This is a genomic window from Ruegeria sp. C12 (assembly GCF_056537745.1).
Map to the genome: position 1 here is coordinate 119,908 of NZ_JBQFSA010000004.1, position 17,747 is coordinate 137,654.

General features: G+C 57.2%; 27 protein-coding genes. All 27 read right to left on the reverse strand.

Annotation, left to right across the window (positions count from 1 at the left end; genetic code table 11):
• Positions 1 to 155: 155 nt before the first annotated feature.
• A complete protein-coding gene (rplR, locus tag ACR0C9_RS09790) occupies positions 156 to 515 on the reverse strand; it encodes a 50S ribosomal protein L18 (RefSeq protein WP_039523386.1) in 360 nt (119 codons plus the stop codon).
• Positions 516 to 526: 11 nt separating this feature from the next.
• A complete protein-coding gene (rplF, locus tag ACR0C9_RS09795; protein ID WP_170456135.1) occupies positions 527 to 1,060 on the reverse strand; it encodes a 50S ribosomal protein L6 in 534 nt (177 codons plus the stop codon).
• 11 nt (positions 1,061 to 1,071) lie between these two features.
• Positions 1,072 to 1,464 (reverse strand): 30S ribosomal protein S8, encoded by a 393-nt coding sequence (gene rpsH / locus ACR0C9_RS09800; protein ID WP_068340741.1) that lies wholly within the window; start codon positions 1,462 to 1,464, stop codon positions 1,072 to 1,074.
• Positions 1,465 to 1,477: 13 nt separating this feature from the next.
• On the reverse strand, positions 1,478 to 1,783 hold the full coding sequence (gene rpsN / locus ACR0C9_RS09805) for a 30S ribosomal protein S14 (protein ID WP_068340744.1): 306 nt from the start codon (positions 1,781 to 1,783) through the stop codon (positions 1,478 to 1,480).
• A 19-nt stretch (positions 1,784 to 1,802) separates the two neighbouring features.
• Positions 1,803 to 2,363, reverse strand: coding sequence for a 50S ribosomal protein L5 (gene rplE, locus ACR0C9_RS09810; RefSeq protein ID WP_170524974.1), 561 nt, complete (start codon positions 2,361 to 2,363; stop codon positions 1,803 to 1,805).
• Entirely contained in the window at positions 2,356 to 2,667 is a 312-nt protein-coding gene (rplX, locus tag ACR0C9_RS09815) for a 50S ribosomal protein L24 (RefSeq protein WP_170456139.1), read from the reverse strand. Before rplX ends, rplE begins: the two co-directional genes overlap by 8 nt.
• A 2-nt stretch (positions 2,668 to 2,669) precedes the next feature.
• Positions 2,670 to 3,038: a 50S ribosomal protein L14 gene (gene rplN / locus ACR0C9_RS09820; protein WP_008757934.1), complete on the reverse strand. Its 369-nt coding sequence runs from the start codon at positions 3,036 to 3,038 to the stop codon at positions 2,670 to 2,672.
• A 76-nt stretch (positions 3,039 to 3,114) separates the two neighbouring features.
• Positions 3,115 to 3,345 carry a 30S ribosomal protein S17 gene (gene rpsQ / locus ACR0C9_RS09825; protein ID WP_068340771.1) on the reverse strand — a complete coding sequence of 77 codons (231 nt, stop codon included), beginning with the start codon at positions 3,343 to 3,345 and terminating at the stop codon, positions 3,115 to 3,117.
• 4 nt (positions 3,346 to 3,349) lie between these two features.
• The gene (gene rpmC, locus ACR0C9_RS09830; protein ID WP_010437082.1) at positions 3,350 to 3,556 is read right to left on the reverse strand and encodes a 50S ribosomal protein L29; all 207 of its coding nucleotides are present in this window, start codon (positions 3,554 to 3,556) and stop codon (positions 3,350 to 3,352) included.
• A 726-nt stretch (positions 3,557 to 4,282) separates the two neighbouring features.
• Positions 4,283 to 4,903 (reverse strand): 2OG-Fe(II) oxygenase family protein, encoded by a 621-nt coding sequence (locus ACR0C9_RS09835; RefSeq protein WP_480780908.1) that lies wholly within the window; start codon positions 4,901 to 4,903, stop codon positions 4,283 to 4,285.
• A gap of 169 nt (positions 4,904 to 5,072) precedes the next feature.
• Positions 5,073 to 6,440 carry an ArsB/NhaD family transporter gene (locus ACR0C9_RS09840; protein ID WP_480780909.1) on the reverse strand — a complete coding sequence of 456 codons (1,368 nt, stop codon included), beginning with the start codon at positions 6,438 to 6,440 and terminating at the stop codon, positions 5,073 to 5,075.
• Between the two features lie 24 nt (positions 6,441 to 6,464).
• Positions 6,465 to 6,953 carry a CBS domain-containing protein gene (locus tag ACR0C9_RS09845; protein ID WP_170456146.1) on the reverse strand — a complete coding sequence of 163 codons (489 nt, stop codon included), beginning with the start codon at positions 6,951 to 6,953 and terminating at the stop codon, positions 6,465 to 6,467.
• Between the two features lie 227 nt (positions 6,954 to 7,180).
• A complete protein-coding gene (locus ACR0C9_RS09850; protein WP_480780910.1) occupies positions 7,181 to 7,657 on the reverse strand; it encodes a YHS domain-containing (seleno)protein in 477 nt (158 codons plus the stop codon).
• A 185-nt stretch (positions 7,658 to 7,842) separates the two neighbouring features.
• On the reverse strand, positions 7,843 to 8,391 hold the full coding sequence (locus ACR0C9_RS09855; protein ID WP_480780911.1) for an amino acid synthesis family protein: 549 nt from the start codon (positions 8,389 to 8,391) through the stop codon (positions 7,843 to 7,845).
• A 160-nt stretch (positions 8,392 to 8,551) separates the two neighbouring features.
• Positions 8,552 to 8,965: a 50S ribosomal protein L16 gene (gene rplP / locus ACR0C9_RS09860; RefSeq protein ID WP_058283513.1), complete on the reverse strand. Its 414-nt coding sequence runs from the start codon at positions 8,963 to 8,965 to the stop codon at positions 8,552 to 8,554.
• Between the two features lie 12 nt (positions 8,966 to 8,977).
• Complete coding sequence (rpsC, locus tag ACR0C9_RS09865; RefSeq protein ID WP_008758042.1) at positions 8,978 to 9,688, reverse strand: 30S ribosomal protein S3; 711 nt, start codon at positions 9,686 to 9,688, stop codon at positions 8,978 to 8,980.
• Positions 9,688 to 10,068: a 50S ribosomal protein L22 gene (gene rplV / locus ACR0C9_RS09870; protein ID WP_039538267.1), complete on the reverse strand. Its 381-nt coding sequence runs from the start codon at positions 10,066 to 10,068 to the stop codon at positions 9,688 to 9,690. Before rplV ends, rpsC begins: the two co-directional genes overlap by 1 nt.
• 3 nt (positions 10,069 to 10,071) lie before the next feature.
• Positions 10,072 to 10,350: a 30S ribosomal protein S19 gene (gene rpsS / locus ACR0C9_RS09875; protein ID WP_005980699.1), complete on the reverse strand. Its 279-nt coding sequence runs from the start codon at positions 10,348 to 10,350 to the stop codon at positions 10,072 to 10,074.
• A gap of 3 nt (positions 10,351 to 10,353) precedes the next feature.
• Positions 10,354 to 11,196 (reverse strand): 50S ribosomal protein L2, encoded by an 843-nt coding sequence (gene rplB, locus ACR0C9_RS09880; protein WP_170356688.1) that lies wholly within the window; start codon positions 11,194 to 11,196, stop codon positions 10,354 to 10,356.
• 226 nt (positions 11,197 to 11,422) lie between these two features.
• Positions 11,423 to 12,505, reverse strand: coding sequence for a hypothetical protein (locus ACR0C9_RS09885; protein WP_480780912.1), 1,083 nt, complete (start codon positions 12,503 to 12,505; stop codon positions 11,423 to 11,425).
• On the reverse strand, positions 12,477 to 13,442 hold the full coding sequence (locus ACR0C9_RS09890) for an alpha/beta hydrolase (protein ID WP_480780913.1): 966 nt from the start codon (positions 13,440 to 13,442) through the stop codon (positions 12,477 to 12,479). The genes ACR0C9_RS09885 and ACR0C9_RS09890 overlap by 29 nt, the downstream gene beginning before the upstream one ends.
• 79 nt (positions 13,443 to 13,521) lie before the next feature.
• Positions 13,522 to 14,556, reverse strand: a complete 1,035-nt coding sequence (locus ACR0C9_RS09895; RefSeq protein ID WP_480780914.1) for a fatty acid desaturase — start codon at positions 14,554 to 14,556, stop codon at positions 13,522 to 13,524.
• Positions 14,557 to 14,721: 165 nt separating this feature from the next.
• On the reverse strand, positions 14,722 to 15,018 hold the full coding sequence (locus tag ACR0C9_RS09900) for a 50S ribosomal protein L23 (protein WP_008757532.1): 297 nt from the start codon (positions 15,016 to 15,018) through the stop codon (positions 14,722 to 14,724).
• Positions 15,015 to 15,632: a 50S ribosomal protein L4 gene (gene rplD / locus ACR0C9_RS09905; RefSeq protein WP_155148664.1), complete on the reverse strand. Its 618-nt coding sequence runs from the start codon at positions 15,630 to 15,632 to the stop codon at positions 15,015 to 15,017. The genes ACR0C9_RS09900 and rplD overlap by 4 nt, the downstream gene beginning before the upstream one ends.
• On the reverse strand, positions 15,629 to 16,354 hold the full coding sequence (rplC, locus tag ACR0C9_RS09910) for a 50S ribosomal protein L3 (protein WP_170351686.1): 726 nt from the start codon (positions 16,352 to 16,354) through the stop codon (positions 15,629 to 15,631). The genes rplD and rplC overlap by 4 nt, the downstream gene beginning before the upstream one ends.
• A gap of 18 nt (positions 16,355 to 16,372) precedes the next feature.
• Positions 16,373 to 16,687 carry a 30S ribosomal protein S10 gene (rpsJ, locus tag ACR0C9_RS09915; protein ID WP_008756422.1) on the reverse strand — a complete coding sequence of 105 codons (315 nt, stop codon included), beginning with the start codon at positions 16,685 to 16,687 and terminating at the stop codon, positions 16,373 to 16,375.
• Between the two features lie 207 nt (positions 16,688 to 16,894).
• The gene (locus tag ACR0C9_RS09920) at positions 16,895 to 17,728 is read right to left on the reverse strand and encodes a hypothetical protein (RefSeq protein WP_480780915.1); all 834 of its coding nucleotides are present in this window, start codon (positions 17,726 to 17,728) and stop codon (positions 16,895 to 16,897) included.
• Positions 17,729 to 17,747 lie beyond the last annotated feature (19 nt).

Genomic DNA, 17,747 nt, shown 5'->3' on the forward strand with positions numbered 1-17,747 from the left:
GTCGCGCCAGTTTTCTCAATCGAAGTGAGCCACGAAAGAAATCCAGGCCCCCCGATCATCGAGGCGGGCGGACCCGCCTACAAAGCAAGATGGGTGCAAGCACCCATCCTACGGTTCTTTGTCGTGTAGGATGGGTGCTTGCACCCATCGCCACATCAGATCTTCAGACCACCTTCACGCGCGGCGTCGGCAACTGCCTTCACCTTGCCGTGGAACAGGAAGCCACCACGATCGAAATAGGCCTCTTCGACGCCTGCCTTCTTGGCACGCTCGGCGATGGCCGCGCCCACTTTGGTGGCCGCTTCGACGTTGTTCTTGCCAACTACACCCAGATCTTTTTCCAGGGTCGAGGCCGAAGCCAGGGTCACGCCACGAACGTCGTCGATCAGCTGGACGCTGATATTCTTGTTCGAACGGTGAACCGACAGGCGTACACGGCCGGCGTTGACTTTGCGAAGTTTGTTCCGAACGCGCAGGCGGCGCTTCAGAAAAAGGGTTCTTTTGCTGTTTGCCATTGTCTGCGTCCTTACTTCTTCTTGCCTTCCTTGCGGAAGATGAACTCGCCCTTATAGCGGATGCCCTTGCCTTTATACGGCTCGGGGCGGCGCCATTCGCGGATTTTGGCCGCGACTTCGCCCACCTGCTGCTGGTCGATACCTTCCACAACGATCTCGGTCTGCTTCGGCGCGGTGATGGTGACACCTTCCGGAGCAGTGAAATCAACATCGTGGCTGTAGCCCAGGTTCAGCTTCAGGGTGTTGCCCTGCATCTGCGCCCGGTAACCAACACCCTGGATCTCCAGCTCTTTTTTGAAGCCAGTCGTCACACCGGTTACCAGATTGGCAACCATGGTGCGGCTCATGCCCCACTGCTGGCGGGCACGCTTGGACATGCCACGGGGGTCGATCTTGACCACGTTGTCTTCAACCGACAGCGTAACGTCGTCGGTGGCGGTGAAGCTGCGGGTGCCTTTCGGACCCTTCACTTCGATGGTCTGACCTGACACAGAGGCGGTTACGCCGCTGGGCAGCTCGACCGGTTTTTTACCAATACGAGACATTGCAGACCTCCTTAGAAGACGGTGCAGAGCACTTCGCCGCCAACATTGTTGGAGCGAGCGTTTGCGTCCGACATCACACCTTTCGGAGTGCTGACAATCGACACGCCCAGACCCTGACGGACCTGCGGGATGTCATTGACGCCCATATAGACGCGACGGCCGGGCTTCGAGACCCGCTTGAGTTCGCGAATGACAGGGGTGCCTTCGTAGTATTTCAGGCTGATTTCGATGGCCGGATGACCGTTTTCACCGGTCGTCTTTTCATAGCCACGGATGTAGCCTTCGTCCGCCAGCACATCCAGAACCCAACCGCGCAGCTTGGAAGCCGGGGTGGAAACGGTGGACTTGCCGCGCATTTGCGCGTTGCGGATACGGGTGAGCATATCGCCGATAGGATCATTCATATCTATGTCTCCCTTACCAGCTCGATTTCACCATGCCGGGGATCTGACCAGCAGAACCCAGCTCGCGCAGCGCGATACGGCTGACCTTCAGCTTACGGTAGTAAGCGTGGGGACGACCGGTCAGCTGACAACGGTTGTGCAGACGGGTAGCCGAGCTGTTGCGCGGCAGTTTCGCCAGTTTCAGACGCGCTTTGAAACGCTCTTCCATCGGGCGGCTCTCGTCATTCGCGATTTCTTTCAGCTCGGCACGCTTTGCGGCATATTTGGCCACCAGGCGTTCGCGCTTCTTCTCGCGTTCGATCATTGCTTTTTTAGCCATGTCTCAATCCTCCCGGCGCTTACGCGTTGAACGGCATGTTGAAAGCTTTCAACAGTGCCTTAGCTTCAGCGTCGGTTTTCGCTGTGGTGGCAATTACGATATCCAGGCCCCAGACCTCGTCGACCTTGTCGAAGTCGATTTCCGGGAACACGATGTGCTCTTTCATGCCCATGGCAAAGTTGCCCTGACCATCGAAAGACGGCTTAACACCGCGGAAGTCACGAACGCGCGGCAGCGCGATGGTTATCAGACGATCCAGGAATTCGTACATCCGGTCACCGCGCAGGGTCACTTTCGCGCCCAGCGGCATGTCTTCCCGGACGCGGAAACCCGCGATCGACTTCTTCGCCTTGGTTGAAACGGCCTGTTGACCAGCGATTGCAGTCAGATCCTCGACAGCAGCTTTCGCTTTCTTCGAGTCTTTGACCGCCTCAGCACCACAACCGATGTTCAGAACGATTTTGTCCAGCTTGGGCAGCTGCATGTCGTTCTTGTAGCCGAACTCTTCTTTCAGAGCGGCACGGATGGTTTCAACGTACTGAGCTTTCAGACGCGGGGTATAGGTTGCGGAATCAAGCATCGATCACGTCCCCTGTGGTCTTGGCGAAGCGGACCTTCTTGTCACCTTCCATGCGGAAGCCAACGCGGGTTGCTTTGCCGTTCTTGTCCAGCAGCGCCAGGTTCGACAGCTCGATCGGGTTTGCCTGAGGCAGGCGACCACCTTGCGAGTTCTGCGACTGACGGGTGTGGCGGATGGCGATGTTGATGCCATCGACAACAGCTTTACCGGCTTTGGGGTCAACCGAGGAAATGGTTCCCTCTTTGCCCTTGTCCTTGCCGGCCAGCACGACGACCTTGTCGCCTTTGCGGAGTTTAGCAGCCATGATTACAGCACCTCCGGAGCCAGCGAGATGATTTTCATGAAGTTCTTGCCGCGCAGTTCGCGAACAACGGGGCCAAAGATACGGGTACCTACGGGCTCATTGTTGTTGTTCAGGATGACGGCGGCGTTGCGATCGAAGCGGATCGCGGTGCCGTCTTCGCGACGGACTTCCTTGGCGGTGCGTACGACGACGGCCTTGCGGACGTCACCTTTCTTTACGCGGCCGCGCGGGATGGCTTCCTTCACCGAGACGACAATGATGTCGCCGACGGAGGCGTATTTACGCTTGGAACCACCCAGGACCTTGATGCACTGAACTCGGCGTGCGCCGGAGTTGTCAGCGACATCCAGATTGGTCTGCATCTGGATCATGTGGTTTCTCCCGACCTGTGGGGGCTGGTCTTGTTAGATCCCCCAGGGTTTCGACAAATGGGAAAATACCGGAGGCTTACGCTTCCAGAACTTCCCAACGTTTCGTCTTCGATTTCGGCGCGCATTCGATGATGCGGACTGTGTCACCGACCTTGAAGGCGTTCTTTTCATCGTGAGCCCGGTATTTCTTGGACTTACGGATGGTTTTCTTCAGAACCGGATGCGTAAAGCGGCGCTCGACGGATACGGTTACGGTCTGTTCGTTGGCGTCGCTGGTCACGGTGCCTTGCAGGATACGCTTGGGCATCTGATTACTCCTCGGATGCCGCGGCAGCGGCCTTTTCGTTCAGAATGGTTTTGACACGGGCAGCATTGCGGCGGGCCGCTTTGATACCGGCTGTGTTTTCCAGCTGACCGGTTGCCTGTTGAAAGCGCAGGTTAAAGCTTTCTTTCTTCAGGTTGGCCAGTTCCTCGCGGAGCTGGTCCGGGGTCTTGTCACGCAGTTCTTGGGCGTTCATCGCCTTTTTCCTTTGCTCAAAACACCAGAAGGCCCCGTACACGGGTCACCTTTGACCTGGTGGATGAATGATAGACATACGAATCGCCCGACAACGCCGGGAGATCGCAGGATGCCGCCGTATAAGGGTTTGGGGGGTGGGTGGCAAGAGGAAGTTTAAGGCTTTCCGTGTATGGGAGTTTAGCGATCATCCCAAAAACAAAACGTTGCGTAGTCGTTCACCCAACAGGCTTCTTCACGCTGTAGGTCACGCTGGATTCCGTGAGCGTGAGCGGCATAGGGTTCGCCGTTCCACGCAACTACGCCGGTCCCATCATCCTCGACATAGAAACCGCCCCAATACTTACCGTTGTAGGTTTTGAAATCAAAGGAGCCGAAACCATCGGTCGGGTCAAATTCGCATGGCCCATCAACCTTGGTTTCCCATATTCAATAATAAGGCATGAAACCTCTCTGGCCTGCCCTAGCTGTGCAAAAGAGGGTGTGACAACACTAAGACTGCCGATCAATGCAAAACAGATCTTCTTCATTTCTCTCGTTACTTCTTGGTTGTGGAACTAAGTCGGCATTTGATTTTAAGGGAACAATATGCAGGCGACTCGTATGATCCGGTAAACTTCTACTTCCAGTTAAGAACACTAATAATTCTAGCAAGCTACAATCAGGGCTCCGCCCGTTCGCCCCTCAATCGCTCCACCGGAGCGATTGCCGCTGCGCGGACCGGGGCTCACTCCCACTTATAATTGAAACTCACCGAAATCCGCTCGTCCTCGGCCATGTTCATCGGCACCTCGTGGCGCAGCCAGCTTTCCCATAGCAGAACGTCCCCCACCTTCGGCTTCATATAGATGAACGGCTGCAAGTCCCGCCGCCCGCCTTTAAGACGTGTCGGCGCGGCCATCATGCGGCCCGAGCGGGGGTCTTCCAGTTTCAGCGCGCTCGCCCCTTCGGGCATTGCCACGTAGGTCGTGCCTGAAATGACGCTATGCGGATGCAGGTGGCTGGAGTGCATCCCACCTTCGGGCAGGATGTTGATCCACAGATCCTCCAGCTTCAGCGTGCCCTCGCCCAGATCGAACTCCAGATCCTTGGCAAAGGCCGCGACGTGCTGGTCCAGCGCCTTGACCAGATCGGCGAAGATCGGGAAGCGCCAGGGCAGATCGGTCAGCGAGGCATAGCTGGTATAGCCGGGATAGCCGTTCTCTTCGCACCATTCCTGCCCGGCCTCATCATCCTCGGCGATGACAAGGCAAGAGCTTTCCAACTCATCCGCGTCGATCTTGGGATCGAACGCAGACAAGGCGGCGCGGTAAAGACGGGTAACGAAGAGTGATTCAATCTGTGCCATGCCCTGGCTATAGCCCAGCCGGGACGCAAGGGCGAGACCAGCCGCCTTAGAAAAGCGGCTGGTCGGGTGCGACCAATCGTTTAGCATTTATTGTGTATCGAAATGCGCTGCCTCGACCTTCGGTCGAACGCGCCTTCCGATGCTTGCACTCGGCAAAAAGCCAAACGCTTTAACAGAAGTAGCGCAGCCAGATATAAACGTTGGCGATCATCAGGGTCAGGATCATGATCGGGAAGGCCATGATCGCGAACTTGACGAAACCGATGGGCTGCTTGGCCTTCTCGGCAAAGGCCGCAACGGTCAGGTTGGCGCTGGCACCCAGCAGGGTCCCGTTGCCGCCCAGACAGGCACCAAGGGCCAGCGACCACCACAAGGGCTCGATCGCCTCGGGGCCGCCAAACGTGTCAGCGGTGGATTCGATCAGCGGGATCATCGTCGCCACAAAGGGGATGTTATCCAGAATGGCCGACAGAATACCCGAGGCCCAGAAGATGAAGAACGCGGTCCACATCATGTCGCCTTCGGTCAGTTCCAGAACCTTCTGGCCGAAGAAGTCCAGCAGACCCACGTGTTCCACACCCGCGACAATCACAAACAGGCCGCCGAAGAAGAAGATCGTGATCCACTCGACCTCGCCAAAGATGTGGTGCACGGATTCGGATTGTTCCTCGCCGTGCTGGTGACCATAGGCCAGCAGCATCAGCAGCGCCGCACCCGCCAGCGCCGAGGTGCCGGGCTGGACGCCATAACTGTGGCCCAGAGTGAAGCCCAGCAAAACCAGCGCCAGAACGAACAGGGATTTGATCATCAGCCGGACATCGGTGATCGCTTCGTCTTCGTTAAAGCGCATGATCTTTTCACTGGCGGATTTTGGAATGGCGGCCAGCGTGCGGCGGTTCATCAGATAGATGATGCCGGTCAGAACAACCAGACAGATCGCCGAGATCGGGGCCAAATTGACCACAAACTCGTTGAAACTCAGCCCGGCGGCCGAGCCGATGATGATGTTGGGCGGGTCACCGATCAGCGTGGCCGTACCACCAACGTTCGAGGCCAGAATTTCGGCAAAGAAGAACGGGAAGACCGGCGTTTCCAGCGCGTCGGTGATCAGCAGGGTAATCGGCGCGATCAGCAGCACCGTGGTCACGTTGTCCAGAAGCGCGGAAAATACCGCCGTGATCAGTGTCAGCATGATCAGGATGCCGGTCGGGTTGGCCTTCACAAGTTTTGACGCCTTGATCGCCACATATTGAAACAGCCCGCATTTGCTGGTGATCCCCACGATCACCATCATGCCGATCAGCAGCGCAAGCGTGTTTGCATCCACTCCGGCGACGGCCTGTTCCTGATTGAGGATGCCAAACAGCACCATAAGCGATGCGCCCAGCATGGCAAGAATGGCGCGGTTCACCTTTTCAGTGATCAGCACCGCATAAACGGCGACAAGAATGCCGGTGGCAATCCACAGAGGATCAACCCCTAACAGTTGAGGAACGGAGAACGCGTGTTCCCCATGCGAAACAGAATGATCGGTCACAATTTTGGTCCGGTATTTTAGGGGTTAACTCAGCGCGTGATCTATCAGCGAGTTCGGGCTGACAGTGCCGACAAACCGTTTGGTGTCGGGCTCAACCAGGAACACATGGCGCTTGAATTTGTGGATCAGGAAGATGCCCTCCATCACCGGCGTATCCGGGGCGGTCACGGGGATGTTGGCCGGGTTGGACGTGTGATCGCCGACCCGTTCCTCATTCAGTCGCGTGACCTGTTCGCGGAAATCTTCCTTGGTCAGATCCATGAAGCTAAGGTTGCTGATCGGCACCCGGCTTGTTTCCGAGCTCATGCCAATCAGTGCGGCCTTGGGCAGGATCATCTTGATCAGGGTCGGTGCGGTAAACACACCCAGAAACTTTCCGTTCTCGTCGACAACCGGAAGAAAGCGCACCCGGCTGTCCCGAATGATGTCGAACGCTTTTGCGACAGTGTCATCCGGATGTATCGTTTTCTGCGTTTCAGGCGAGACCATCACGTCCCGGCAGGTAAGGCCCATCGTTTTCCTCGGCTTTCGAACTGTATCGCGGCGCTCAGCTGTTTTTGCTGGTTGGCGAAAGCACGGTTGCACACTTGCCAAACACCGAGCCCACGAGAGAATGTCGTTGATGCGGGCGTCATTTCACTAACCGGTGGGATTGGCCAGACTTCAAATCGATTTTTTTTCAGGACGTCGGGTGAATATCGCGCCCGGCACTCGTTTTGGCGGACGGAAGCGCCAAAAGGCTATTGCTGTAACAGGTCAGGCCAGTACCCGTTCGCCTTTGCGATATTCTCATCGATCCTGTTGGCCCAGATGCGCCGGACCTCGATGCTGTAATTCAGGTATAGTTTGTCGTCCCAGATGCGCCACGCAATCGGGTCCACGTCCGCCACGGCATTCTGACTTGCGGCATAGGCACAATAGCCGCCGAACTGAGGGGCAAACCTGTCTGGGTCAGACAGAAACTCCTGCCGGTTTTCGTCGTTCAGAAATACCCAGGTTGCCCCTTTGTATTCGGCACTGATCTCGGGATCGCCTTTTTGCGGATCGCCGCCGCGCCAATAGCTCATGACGTCGTAGCCGTTCATGGCCAGGCCGTTGAAATGGCCCAGGTTCACTTCGGGTGAGGCCGCCCCGAGGGGTGTCGCGCCAAACAAAACCGTAAAAGTCAGGAACACAGGCACCAAGACGTCGTGGATGGTTCGGACAATGGTCGTCATGGCGGTCTTTCCCGGTAAAGCTACCGTGAACACTGCCATGTCTGACGCCACAATGCCATTCAACTGTGGGTGCGCATGACCATAGCGCAACAGGACGCCCCGCCGACTGCCCGACCGGGTTGGTTGTTTCAAGGCCGGGTTTTCAGACCGCCCCCTTCTGGCCGACACCCGCTTTGGTTCAGGCCTTAATCTATGATGCGCCCCTTGCCGCAGCGTGGCGTCGGGCGACCGCCATCGGCATAGGCCACACACAACACCACCTCATCGGGCAATGGCGCGTCAGATATGGTCAGGGTCATCGTATCGTAGTGGTTGATCGACCATGGATCGTCCTTGTGCCCCAGCGGCAAGTCCAGGGCGCAACCCGGCGCACCCAGTTTGGCGTTCGACGGGATGACAGCCTCACCGCCGCCAATCGCCGCGCGCATCGGGGCGCCAAGCTTGGGGTGGATGAGTGCTCCGCCATGCTCGGCATCTCCGTTCAGGCCCACAATCGCGGCCTTTCCGTATGAGATCGGCGCAGCCTTCAACTCGGCAACAGCGTCAGCCACCAATTCCGCGCCCAATGTGCCGCCAATGTCGAACAACGCACTCAGATCCTCGGAAAACACGCCCGCCAAAGGGTTTTTGAACACCGCCACAGCCGCGACACGGGTGATCGGCGCGCAGGGCTGGCCCATCTGGTCAGAGGTAATCACCTCTTTGAAAAGGAGTTTCCTACGCAGCTGAACCATCGAGGCCTCCTGTTTTTCCGACAGCAAATCAGGGGCGACCTTGTGGTGCCTCAGCCAAATACGCAATCCAAATCCAACGCCATGACACAGAAATGAAATACCCCCGCCGGTATCCCGACGGGGGTCAATCTTGTCACGAACGGGGTTACCCCCGGAACGCTTACCAGTCTTCGCGAACCACGACGCGGGTCTTGATCGGCAGCTTCATCGCGGCCAGGCGCAGGGCCTCGCGGGCGATATCGTCATTGACGCCGTCGATCTCGAACATCACGCGGCCAGGCTTGACCTTGCAGGCCCAACGGTCGACCGAACCTTTACCTTTACCCATACGAACTTCGATCGGCTTGGCCGTGACCGGAGTGTCGGGGAAGATGCGGATCCAGACGCGGCCCTGACGCTTCATGTGACGCGTCATGGCACGACGTGCAGCTTCGATCTGGCGTGCGGTAACACGCTCAGGCTCAAGAGCTTTCAGGCCGTATGTGCCAAAGTTCAGATCAGAGCCGCCCTTGGCGAGACCCTTGATCCGGCCTTTGTGCATCTTGCGGAATTTAGTACGCTTTGGTTGAAGCATATCTTTCCCTCCTTAGCGACGACCGCCACCAGCACCACGAGGTGCAGGGCCGTCCTGGAGTTCCTGTGCTTTACGGTCACGTGCCTGCGGATCGTGCTCCATGATCTCACCTTTGAAGATCCAGACCTTGATCCCGATGATCCCATAGGGGGTCATCGCTTCGGCATGTGCGTAATCGATGTCGGCACGCAGGGTGTGCAGAGGCACGCGGCCTTCGCGGTACCACTCGGTCCGTGCGATTTCGGCGCCGCCCAGACGACCAGCGACGTTCACCCGGATACCCAGGGCGCCCATGCGCATGGCGTTCTGAACCGACCGCTTCATCGCGCGGCGGAACGAGACACGACGCTCCAGCTGCTGAGCGATGGACTCGGCAACCAGCTGCGCGTCAAGCTCGGGCTTGCGCACTTCGACGATGTTCAGGTGCAGTTCGCTGTCGGTCATACGAGCAAGCTTTTTGCGCAGAACTTCGATGTCTGCACCTTTCTTGCCGATGATGACACCGGGACGTGCAGTGTGGATCGTAACGCGGCACTTTTTGTGCGGACGTTCGATGATCACACGGGCAACACCGGCCTGCTTGCACTCTTTGTTGATGAACTCACGGATCTTGAGGTCTTCCAGCAGAAGATCACCGTAGTCCTTGGTGTCGGCGTACCAGCGGCTGTCCCAGGTGCGGTTGACCTGCAGGCGCATGCCGATCGGATTTACTTTATGACCCATTAGGCTTGCTCCTCAACTTGACGCACCTTGATGGTGATCTCCGAGAACGGCTTCATGATCTTGCCGAAACGGCCACGGGCACGCGGACGACCACGCTTCATGACCAGGTTCTTGCCAACCCATGCTTCGGCGACGATCAGCTCGTCAACGTCCAGGTTGTGGTTGTTTTCGGCATTCGCGATTGCGGACTGCAGGCACTTCTTGACGTCCTGCGCGACACGCTTGTTCGAGAAAGTCAGGTCGGTCAGAGCCTTTTCGACTTTCTTGCCGCGGATCATTTGCGCAACCAGGTTCAGTTTCTGCGGGCTGGTGCGAAGCATGCGGGTTTTCGCCATTGCTTCGTTTTCAGCCACGCGGCGGGGGTTCTTTTCCTTGCCCATGACTTACTTCCGCTTCGCTTTTTTGTCTGCGGCGTGGCCATAATAGGTCCGGGTCGGCGAGTATTCACCGAACTTCTGACCGATCATGTCTTCCGAGACGTTGACGGGAATGTGCTTCTGGCCGTTGTACACACCAAAGGTCAGACCCACGAACTGGGGCAGAATGGTGGAACGACGCGACCAGATTTTGATGACTTCGTTGCGGCCCGACTCGCGCGCTGCTTCGGCTTTTTTCAGCACGTAAGCATCGACGAAAGGACCCTTCCAAACAGAGCGAGACATGGATTAACGTCCCTTCTTCTTGGCGTGCCGCGAGCGGATGATCAGCTTCTGGGACGCTTTGTTCTTGTTGCGGGTACGCTTACCCTTGGTGTCCTTACCCCACGGTGTAACCGGTGTACGGCCACCCGAGGTCCGACCTTCACCACCACCGTGCGGGTGATCGATCGGGTTCATTGCAACACCACGAACCGACGGACGAACGCCCTTGTGGCGCATACGACCGGCTTTACCGAGGTTCTGGTTGGAGTTGTCGGGGTTGGACACGGCACCGACGGTGGCCATGCATTCCTGACGGACCATGCGCAGCTCGCCCGAGCTCAGACGGATCTGAGCGTAGCCGCCATCGCGGCCAACGAACTGAGCGTAAGTACCGGCCGCACGTGCGATCTGACCGCCTTTGCCAGGCTTCATCTCGATGTTGTGGACGATGGTACCAATGGGCATGCCCGAGAACGGCATTGCATTGCCCGGCTTGATGTCAGCTTTTGCCGACGCGATGACTTTGTCACCAACAGCCAGACGCTGCGGAGCCAGGATATATGCCTGCTCGCCGTCTTCGTATTTTACCAGTGCGATGAATGCGGTCCGGTTCGGGTCATATTCGATCCGCTCGACGGTTGCCGCGACATCAAATTTGTTCCGTTTGAAGTCAACGATCCGGTAGAGACGCTTTGCGCCACCGCCGCGGCGGCGTGAAGTGATCCGTCCGGTGTTGTTCCGGCCGCCCGATTTGGTCAAACCCTCAGTGAGAGACTTGACCGGACGTCCTTTCCAAAGCTCCGAACGGTCGATCAGCACCAGCCCGCGCTGGCCCGGCGTCGTCGGCTTGTACGACTTGAGTGCCATGCTTTCTGTCTTCCGTTTAGCAAGTGCAGGGAGTTTCCCCGCTATGTGATAGGCCCCCGTAGGTGCCAAGGGTATAGGGCCCCGAAGGTCCCCGGTTACAAATATCAGAGGCCCCGGAACGAATCCGAGGCCGCAAGATTGGGAGCGTGTAACAGATCAATTGCACACCGTCCACAGCAAAGGCGCACTTTTCTAAGCAGCGGAGCCGATTGCCCGAAACAAGGTGCTAGTCCAACCAATGTTCAGGTTTTCGTTCAAGCAACCAAGGCGCCGTGTTTCGGAGGGCCCGAACAAACCGCGCATTGAAATCTTCGGCAATTTCTTTTCCGGCGTCTCGCCCAATCGTTGTGCCTTGCTGCGAGTCCCTGCTCATGACCTCGTCAAGCCGACTAGGATCCACTTCCAGTTCCCCGACTTCCTGCGCGATCCTCTCGGCTTGCCGCAGCGGATCAGCAACCAGTGCCCCATAGCTTATCACACTTATCTTCAGACCACGCGCTTTTGCCAGACGCATGGACTCAACCATGTCACTTAACCGCCGGGCCAAACCTACAGGTCGCCCGCCCCACAGCCTGTGCCTGGACCTGGCCCAGGAAACGGGATCTCGTACCAGGAATAAGCATACCGATTCCGGATGGTGACTGCACAGGTCTTCACAGAATGGCGTCACGTTTGACCGCAGCTTTATGCCCATGCTTTTCTGCCCTGCCAAGCGGGTTTTATCCGCGATATCTGCAAGAGCGACCCGAGTCAGCATTCGGAAATCCGCAGGCTGATGATGCAATTTCGGGTTGCCCGCGAGATTGGTTAGAGCGTCCGGTTCAGACCAGGTCAAAAGACCAGCCGCATCACATATCTTGGCAAACAGCGTCGATCCGCAGCGACCAATCGAAAATATGAAAACCGGTCGCGCCGTCAACGGCCGTTGCCAGGATCCGAGATTGCCAAACTTAACCGCGTACCCCTCAGTCGCATTTTGTCGAATGCCCTGATAGTAAAAGCTGTAGCCGGACAGCGAAGCTTCATCCTTTACACGACACCAAAACACCTCGGAGTTTTCTGCGTCGATATGGTGGATATGCAGGTTCGCGAAAGCCTCAGGGCTGAGTGTCACGGGTCCTTCGTCTGCCAGCCGAAGAACATGGCGCGAAGACACAGCTGTTTTCGACTTTCGCGTACCAACGACCCGATACTTCTGGGCCGGGATAGGCGCTGCGTTGTCGGCCTGCTTTACCGTCTGAGAATCTCTGGTCATTCTGCGCGTTTTGTTTTCATTGTTGTCACTCGGGTCTTTCAGGCTGTGGCGCAAAGTACTTCTCTGTGAACTCTATAAAAGTCTCACGATAAAACCGCAGAATATCCTGCGAAACGGGCTGGTTCTCGGAAAAAAACTCCATACTGTGGTAAACGCCCGGCCTCGTGTCGAAAACCACGTCCACGCCCGCGTTGCGCAGCGCCTCGACCATTGCTGAGGTCTGGGCATGGAACAGATCGCATTCGCCAACAAAGGTGAAGGTTGGCGGCAGGCCGGACCAATCTTTCGTGCGGATCGGGGCCTCGTAAGGGGTCACATCGGCGCCGCCCCGTCGCCCTGCCCCCAAAAGCCGGTCCCATCCAAATCGGTTCAACGATGGCGGCCAGCTTTGATCGGCCGGAGCGACCGGTGTCCAGTTGGCCTCGGTATCGTCGATCATCGGGCAGATCGGGAACTGGAACGCGACATTGACCTCACCGCGGTCGCGCGCGCGCAGGGCGGTGGACAGGACCAGCCCGCCTCCGGCGCTTTCGCCGCCGAGAATGATCTGGTCAGACCGCCCGCCGATATCGTGGGCATTGCGGGCCGCCCACACCAGCGCGTCATAACAATCGTCATGCGCCGCCGGGTAGGGCATATCCTTTGCCAGCCGATAATCGGGAACCACAAATACGGCGTCCGTCGCTTTCAGCAGATTGGCGATCGGTTTGAACGACGAGCTTTCCGGCGTCCCGATCAGGTATCCGCCGCCATGTAGATGCACGACAACAGGCAGGGGTTCCTTCTGCGCTTTAGGCGAGATCACAAGGGTCCGGACCGAGCCCGAGCCGTCGCTGCGCAGAATCTGAATCTCGCGGCATTGATACGTCTCCGGAAGCGGTGCTATCGGGTGTTTCGACAGGGCATCCAGCAGCCTGACCGCCCACAGTTTTGCGGGCCAGTTGCGCAACAAGTTAACAGCAAAGGGTACATTCTTTGGGTCGACTTTCATGTCCACTCCCAGACGTTTCACCGCGGCGTTCCCAGGGCCACATGTGCTTTATTACGCCGTTCCGCTTGCGCTCCACCCATTATCCATAAAGCGCACGGGCTTCGGCGAAAGACAAAAGACGGCGGCTTTTTTCGTCCCACAGGTGCAACCGGGCGTTGGCAAAGCTCTCGCGGATGGTCATTCGGTTGCTGTTTGCCAATTCGTCATGGTCCCGCAGCACTTCGGTCAGGCGGTAGAACGGAATGCGGCTGTACAGATGATGGACGTGATGGATGCCAATATTGGCACTAAACCATTGCAGAACGGATGGCAGGATATAATGCGAACTGCCGTGCAGGGCGGCCTCGTGCAGTCGCCAGTCCTTATCGGGATCCCACTGCGTCTCTTCGAACTGATGCTGAACGTAAAACGGCCAGACACCCGCTGTTGCGGCCAGCAAGGTCGAGGGCAGGAAAATCAGCAACAACGGCATCAGCCCGCCAAAGTGGTAGATGGCCAGCAATGCCAGCAGGATGGCCAGATTGGTGGCCATCGCGCTGATCCAGAATTTCATGTGCCCCGTCAAACCAAGCGGCAGGCGATTCTGGAGCAGAAACAGATAGCCCGGCCCAAAGCCAAACAAGGTGATCGGGTGACGATACACACGATACCAAAGCCGGTTTAAGGGGCTCAGCGCCTGATACTCGGCCACGGTCAGGGTGTGGATATCGCCCATCCCGCGCTTGTCCAGATTGCCCGAGCTGTTGTGATGCGTGGAATGCGTGCGGCGCCAGACGTCATAAGGGGTCAGGGTCAGCACTCCGATAATCCGCCCGACCCAGTCACTGACCGTCCGGTTGCTGAAGAACACCCCGTGCCCGCAATCATGCTGGATCGCAAACAGGCGCAGCAAAAAGGCCGCATTGAGGACCGAGATTGCAAAAGCCAGCCAATAGCTGACCGACAGAAGCGCCCAGGACAAAGCCCATAGCGCAAAAAATGGAACTATGCTGACGCCAAGCTCGAATGCGCTGCGCATCTGGTTCGGCTCACGGTATTTGGCCAGCGTCGTCACCCAATCCCGCGCTGCGGCCATTTCCGGTTTTCCCGGGGTCGAATCTATGGGTCGAGTCATACGCCTGCCATTTTATTACGTTTGCAACCGGATAGAGGAACACTCCGGCATCGCAAGCGGTTTATGGAATTGCCGCGACGTCGCGAGATCAATTTCCAGTGTCACCGCCATACGAAAAAACCCCCGCTCTCGCGGGGGTTCTGTTCTTTTCCAAAGACGTTCCGATCAGAGACCGGTGGATACGTCGATGGTGTTGCCCTCTTCCAGGGTCACATATGCTTTTTTGACGTCTTTCCGACGGCCCAGCTGGCCGCGGAACCGCTTGACCTTGCCTTTGGTCACGGTGGTGTTCACCGCTTTGACCTTCACACCAAACAGCGCCTCAACGGCCTCTTTGATCTGCGGCTTGTTGCTGTCGATCGCCACTTCAAAGACAACCGCGCCGTTTTCGGACGCCATGGTCGACTTTTCGGTGATGATCGGCTTGCGGATCACGTCGTAGTGTTCTGCCTTCGCGCTCATTTCAGACGAGCCTCCAGTGCTTCGACAGCCGCTTTGGTGAGCACCAGAGTGTCACGCTTGAGGATGTCATAAACGTTTGCACCCATCGACGGCAGGATATCCAGACCTTCGATGTTGCGCGACGCCTTCAGGAACCCTTCGTTCACGGTCGCGCCGTCGATGACCAGAGCGCGTTTCCAGCCCAGGTTTGCAACCTGTTTGGCCAGAGCGGCGGTCTTGCCTTCGGCTTCGGCGTTCTCGATCACAACCAGTTCACCTGCCTTGGCTTTGGCCGACAGAGCGTGGCGCAGGCCAAGCTTGCGGAACTTCTTCGGCAGGTCGTGGCCGTGCGAACGCGGGGTCGGGCCCTTGTAGATACCACCCTTGCGGAAGATCGGCGCGTTGCGGTCACCATGGCGTGCGCCACCGGTGCCCTTCTGGCGATAGATCTTCTTGGTCGAGTAGCTGGTTTCCGAGCGGGTCTTTACCTTGTGGGTGCCGGCCTGCGCGTTGTTGCGCTGCCAACGGACCACACGGTGCAGGATGTCCGCACGAGGCTCGAGACCGAACAGATCGGCGTTCAGCTCGATGTCGCCGGCTTTGCCGCCGTCCAGTTTGATTACATCAAGTTTCATGCTTCACCACCTTCCGCGGGAGCTTCTTCCGCAGGTGCTTCGGTTGCAGCCGATTTCACAGCAGCCGGGAAAGGCAGGCCTTCCGGTGCTTTCTTCTTCACGGCGTCCTTGACGGTGACCCAGCCCGATTTTGGTCCGGGAACGGCGCCTTTGATGAAGACCAGACCACGGTCGGCGTCGGTTTTGACAACCTCCAGGTTCTGGGTGGTGACACGGGCAGCACCCATGTGACCGGCCATCTTCTTGCCTTTGAAAACCTTGCCCGGGTCCTGACACTGACCGGTCGAACCGTGCGAACGGTGGCTGATCGAAACACCGTGCGAGGCGCGCAGACCACCGAAGTTGTGGCGCTTCATCGCACCGGCAAAGCCTTTACCGATCGAGGTGCCCGACACGTCAACTTTCTGACCTTCCAGGAAGTGTTCTGCCGAAATCTCGGCGCCCACTTCGATCAGGCCATCTTCGGAGACGCGGAACTCGGCCAGCTTACGCTTGGGCTCAACCTTTGCAGCGGCGTAGTGACCGCGCATGGCTTTCGAGGTGCGTTTTGCCTTGGCAGCACCGGCGCCCAGCTGAACGGCGGTGTAGCCGTCTTTGTCAGCGGTACGCTGTGCAACGACCTGCAGGTTGTCCAGGTGAAGAACGGTCACAGGAATCTGCTTGCCGTCTTCCATGAACAGGCGGGTCATGCCAACTTTTTTTGCGATAATACCAGAGCGCATAATCTATACCCTCCGATCTTACGACTGCAGCTTGATCTCGACGTCCACACCAGCAGCGAGGTCGAGCTTCATCAGCGCGTCAACGGTCTGGGGGGTCGGATCAACGATGTCGAGCAGACGCTTGTGCGTGCGGATCTCGAACTGGTCGCGGGATTTCTTGTCAACGTGAGGGCCACGGAGAACCGTGAACTTCTCAATCTTGTTCGGCAGCGGGATCGGGCCGCGCACGTTCGCGCCGGTCCGCTTGGCAGTGTTGACGATCTCTTGCGTGCTGGCATCCAGAACGCGATAGTCAAATGCCTTCAGCCGAATACGGATGTTTTGGCTTTGCATTTTAACAGCCTTTTATCAGGCGTTGAGGTTGAGAGGAGGACAAGCGCGCATCGCCAACCCTCTTCGAACCCAAAAGGCGGGAATCACCCCGCCTTGATGTTCTTGTTGAGAACTCGCGCGTATTAGTGGGGTTGGAGGGGTTTGGCAAGGGGTTTGTTGGCTTGCCCCCAACTACACACTTTACCAGTGATCGAGTCCACAACCAACTCAAAGGACATCTGGAAAATAACGTTCCACAGCAGTGAGATTTACACCATCTGCCCCTCGCCACCACACTGCAGGATAACCCCAATCGTTTGAATGCTCGTCTCCTGGACGTTGGTCCACTGCGAACGTGAATTCACCAAAGAACCCACTTTCATTTTTGGGTTGAAGAATTCCGCTCTTGCTCAAGACCTCTATCAGAACCCGCCGTTCGTATTCATTCGACTTAACAACACCCGACAATGCTCGAGCCAATGCACTTGGCCTTGCATCATCCGCAAGCCCACTGGCAACCTCAAGTATCTGGCGCATTATGTCTAAATCGGTTTGACACGGCTCAAGCATCTCGTCGCTTTCGAAACGGGTTAAATCAAACCAAGCGTAAAGTGCCTGCCCATGCCTAACGCCGCCCCATTTGTGTCGCTCAAAATTCAGAACATTCAAATCTTCTAACTTTGGTTCAGGAAAGCTGTGCTCACCGCAGATGTGGCAGAATTCGGCACCAGAAGGAGCAAGCGATCTTGGGCTGGACAAAATCTTATGTTCAGGAAGGTTAGAAGCGTATCCGTAGCTACCAAGGGCAGAGCGCAACTCCAGCCTTCGCGAACTAAGGCTTGCGAGGAAAGAATCTCCTATTCGTTTTGGTGCCAGTGTCTTGCAATGCGCTACCAATTCCTCAACGATTACGTCATGTTGAACGATTACCGGATCGAACCAAAATCCTTTTGATTTCGCGTATTCGATATCAGCTGCGTCCGAAGCCCCAGCATCTTTTCCTTTCCACCCGGCTTTCCAGTATTGATCGAACAGTATCTTTTTAGCTTTTTTATCAAACATCTAACATATCTGAAGTTAC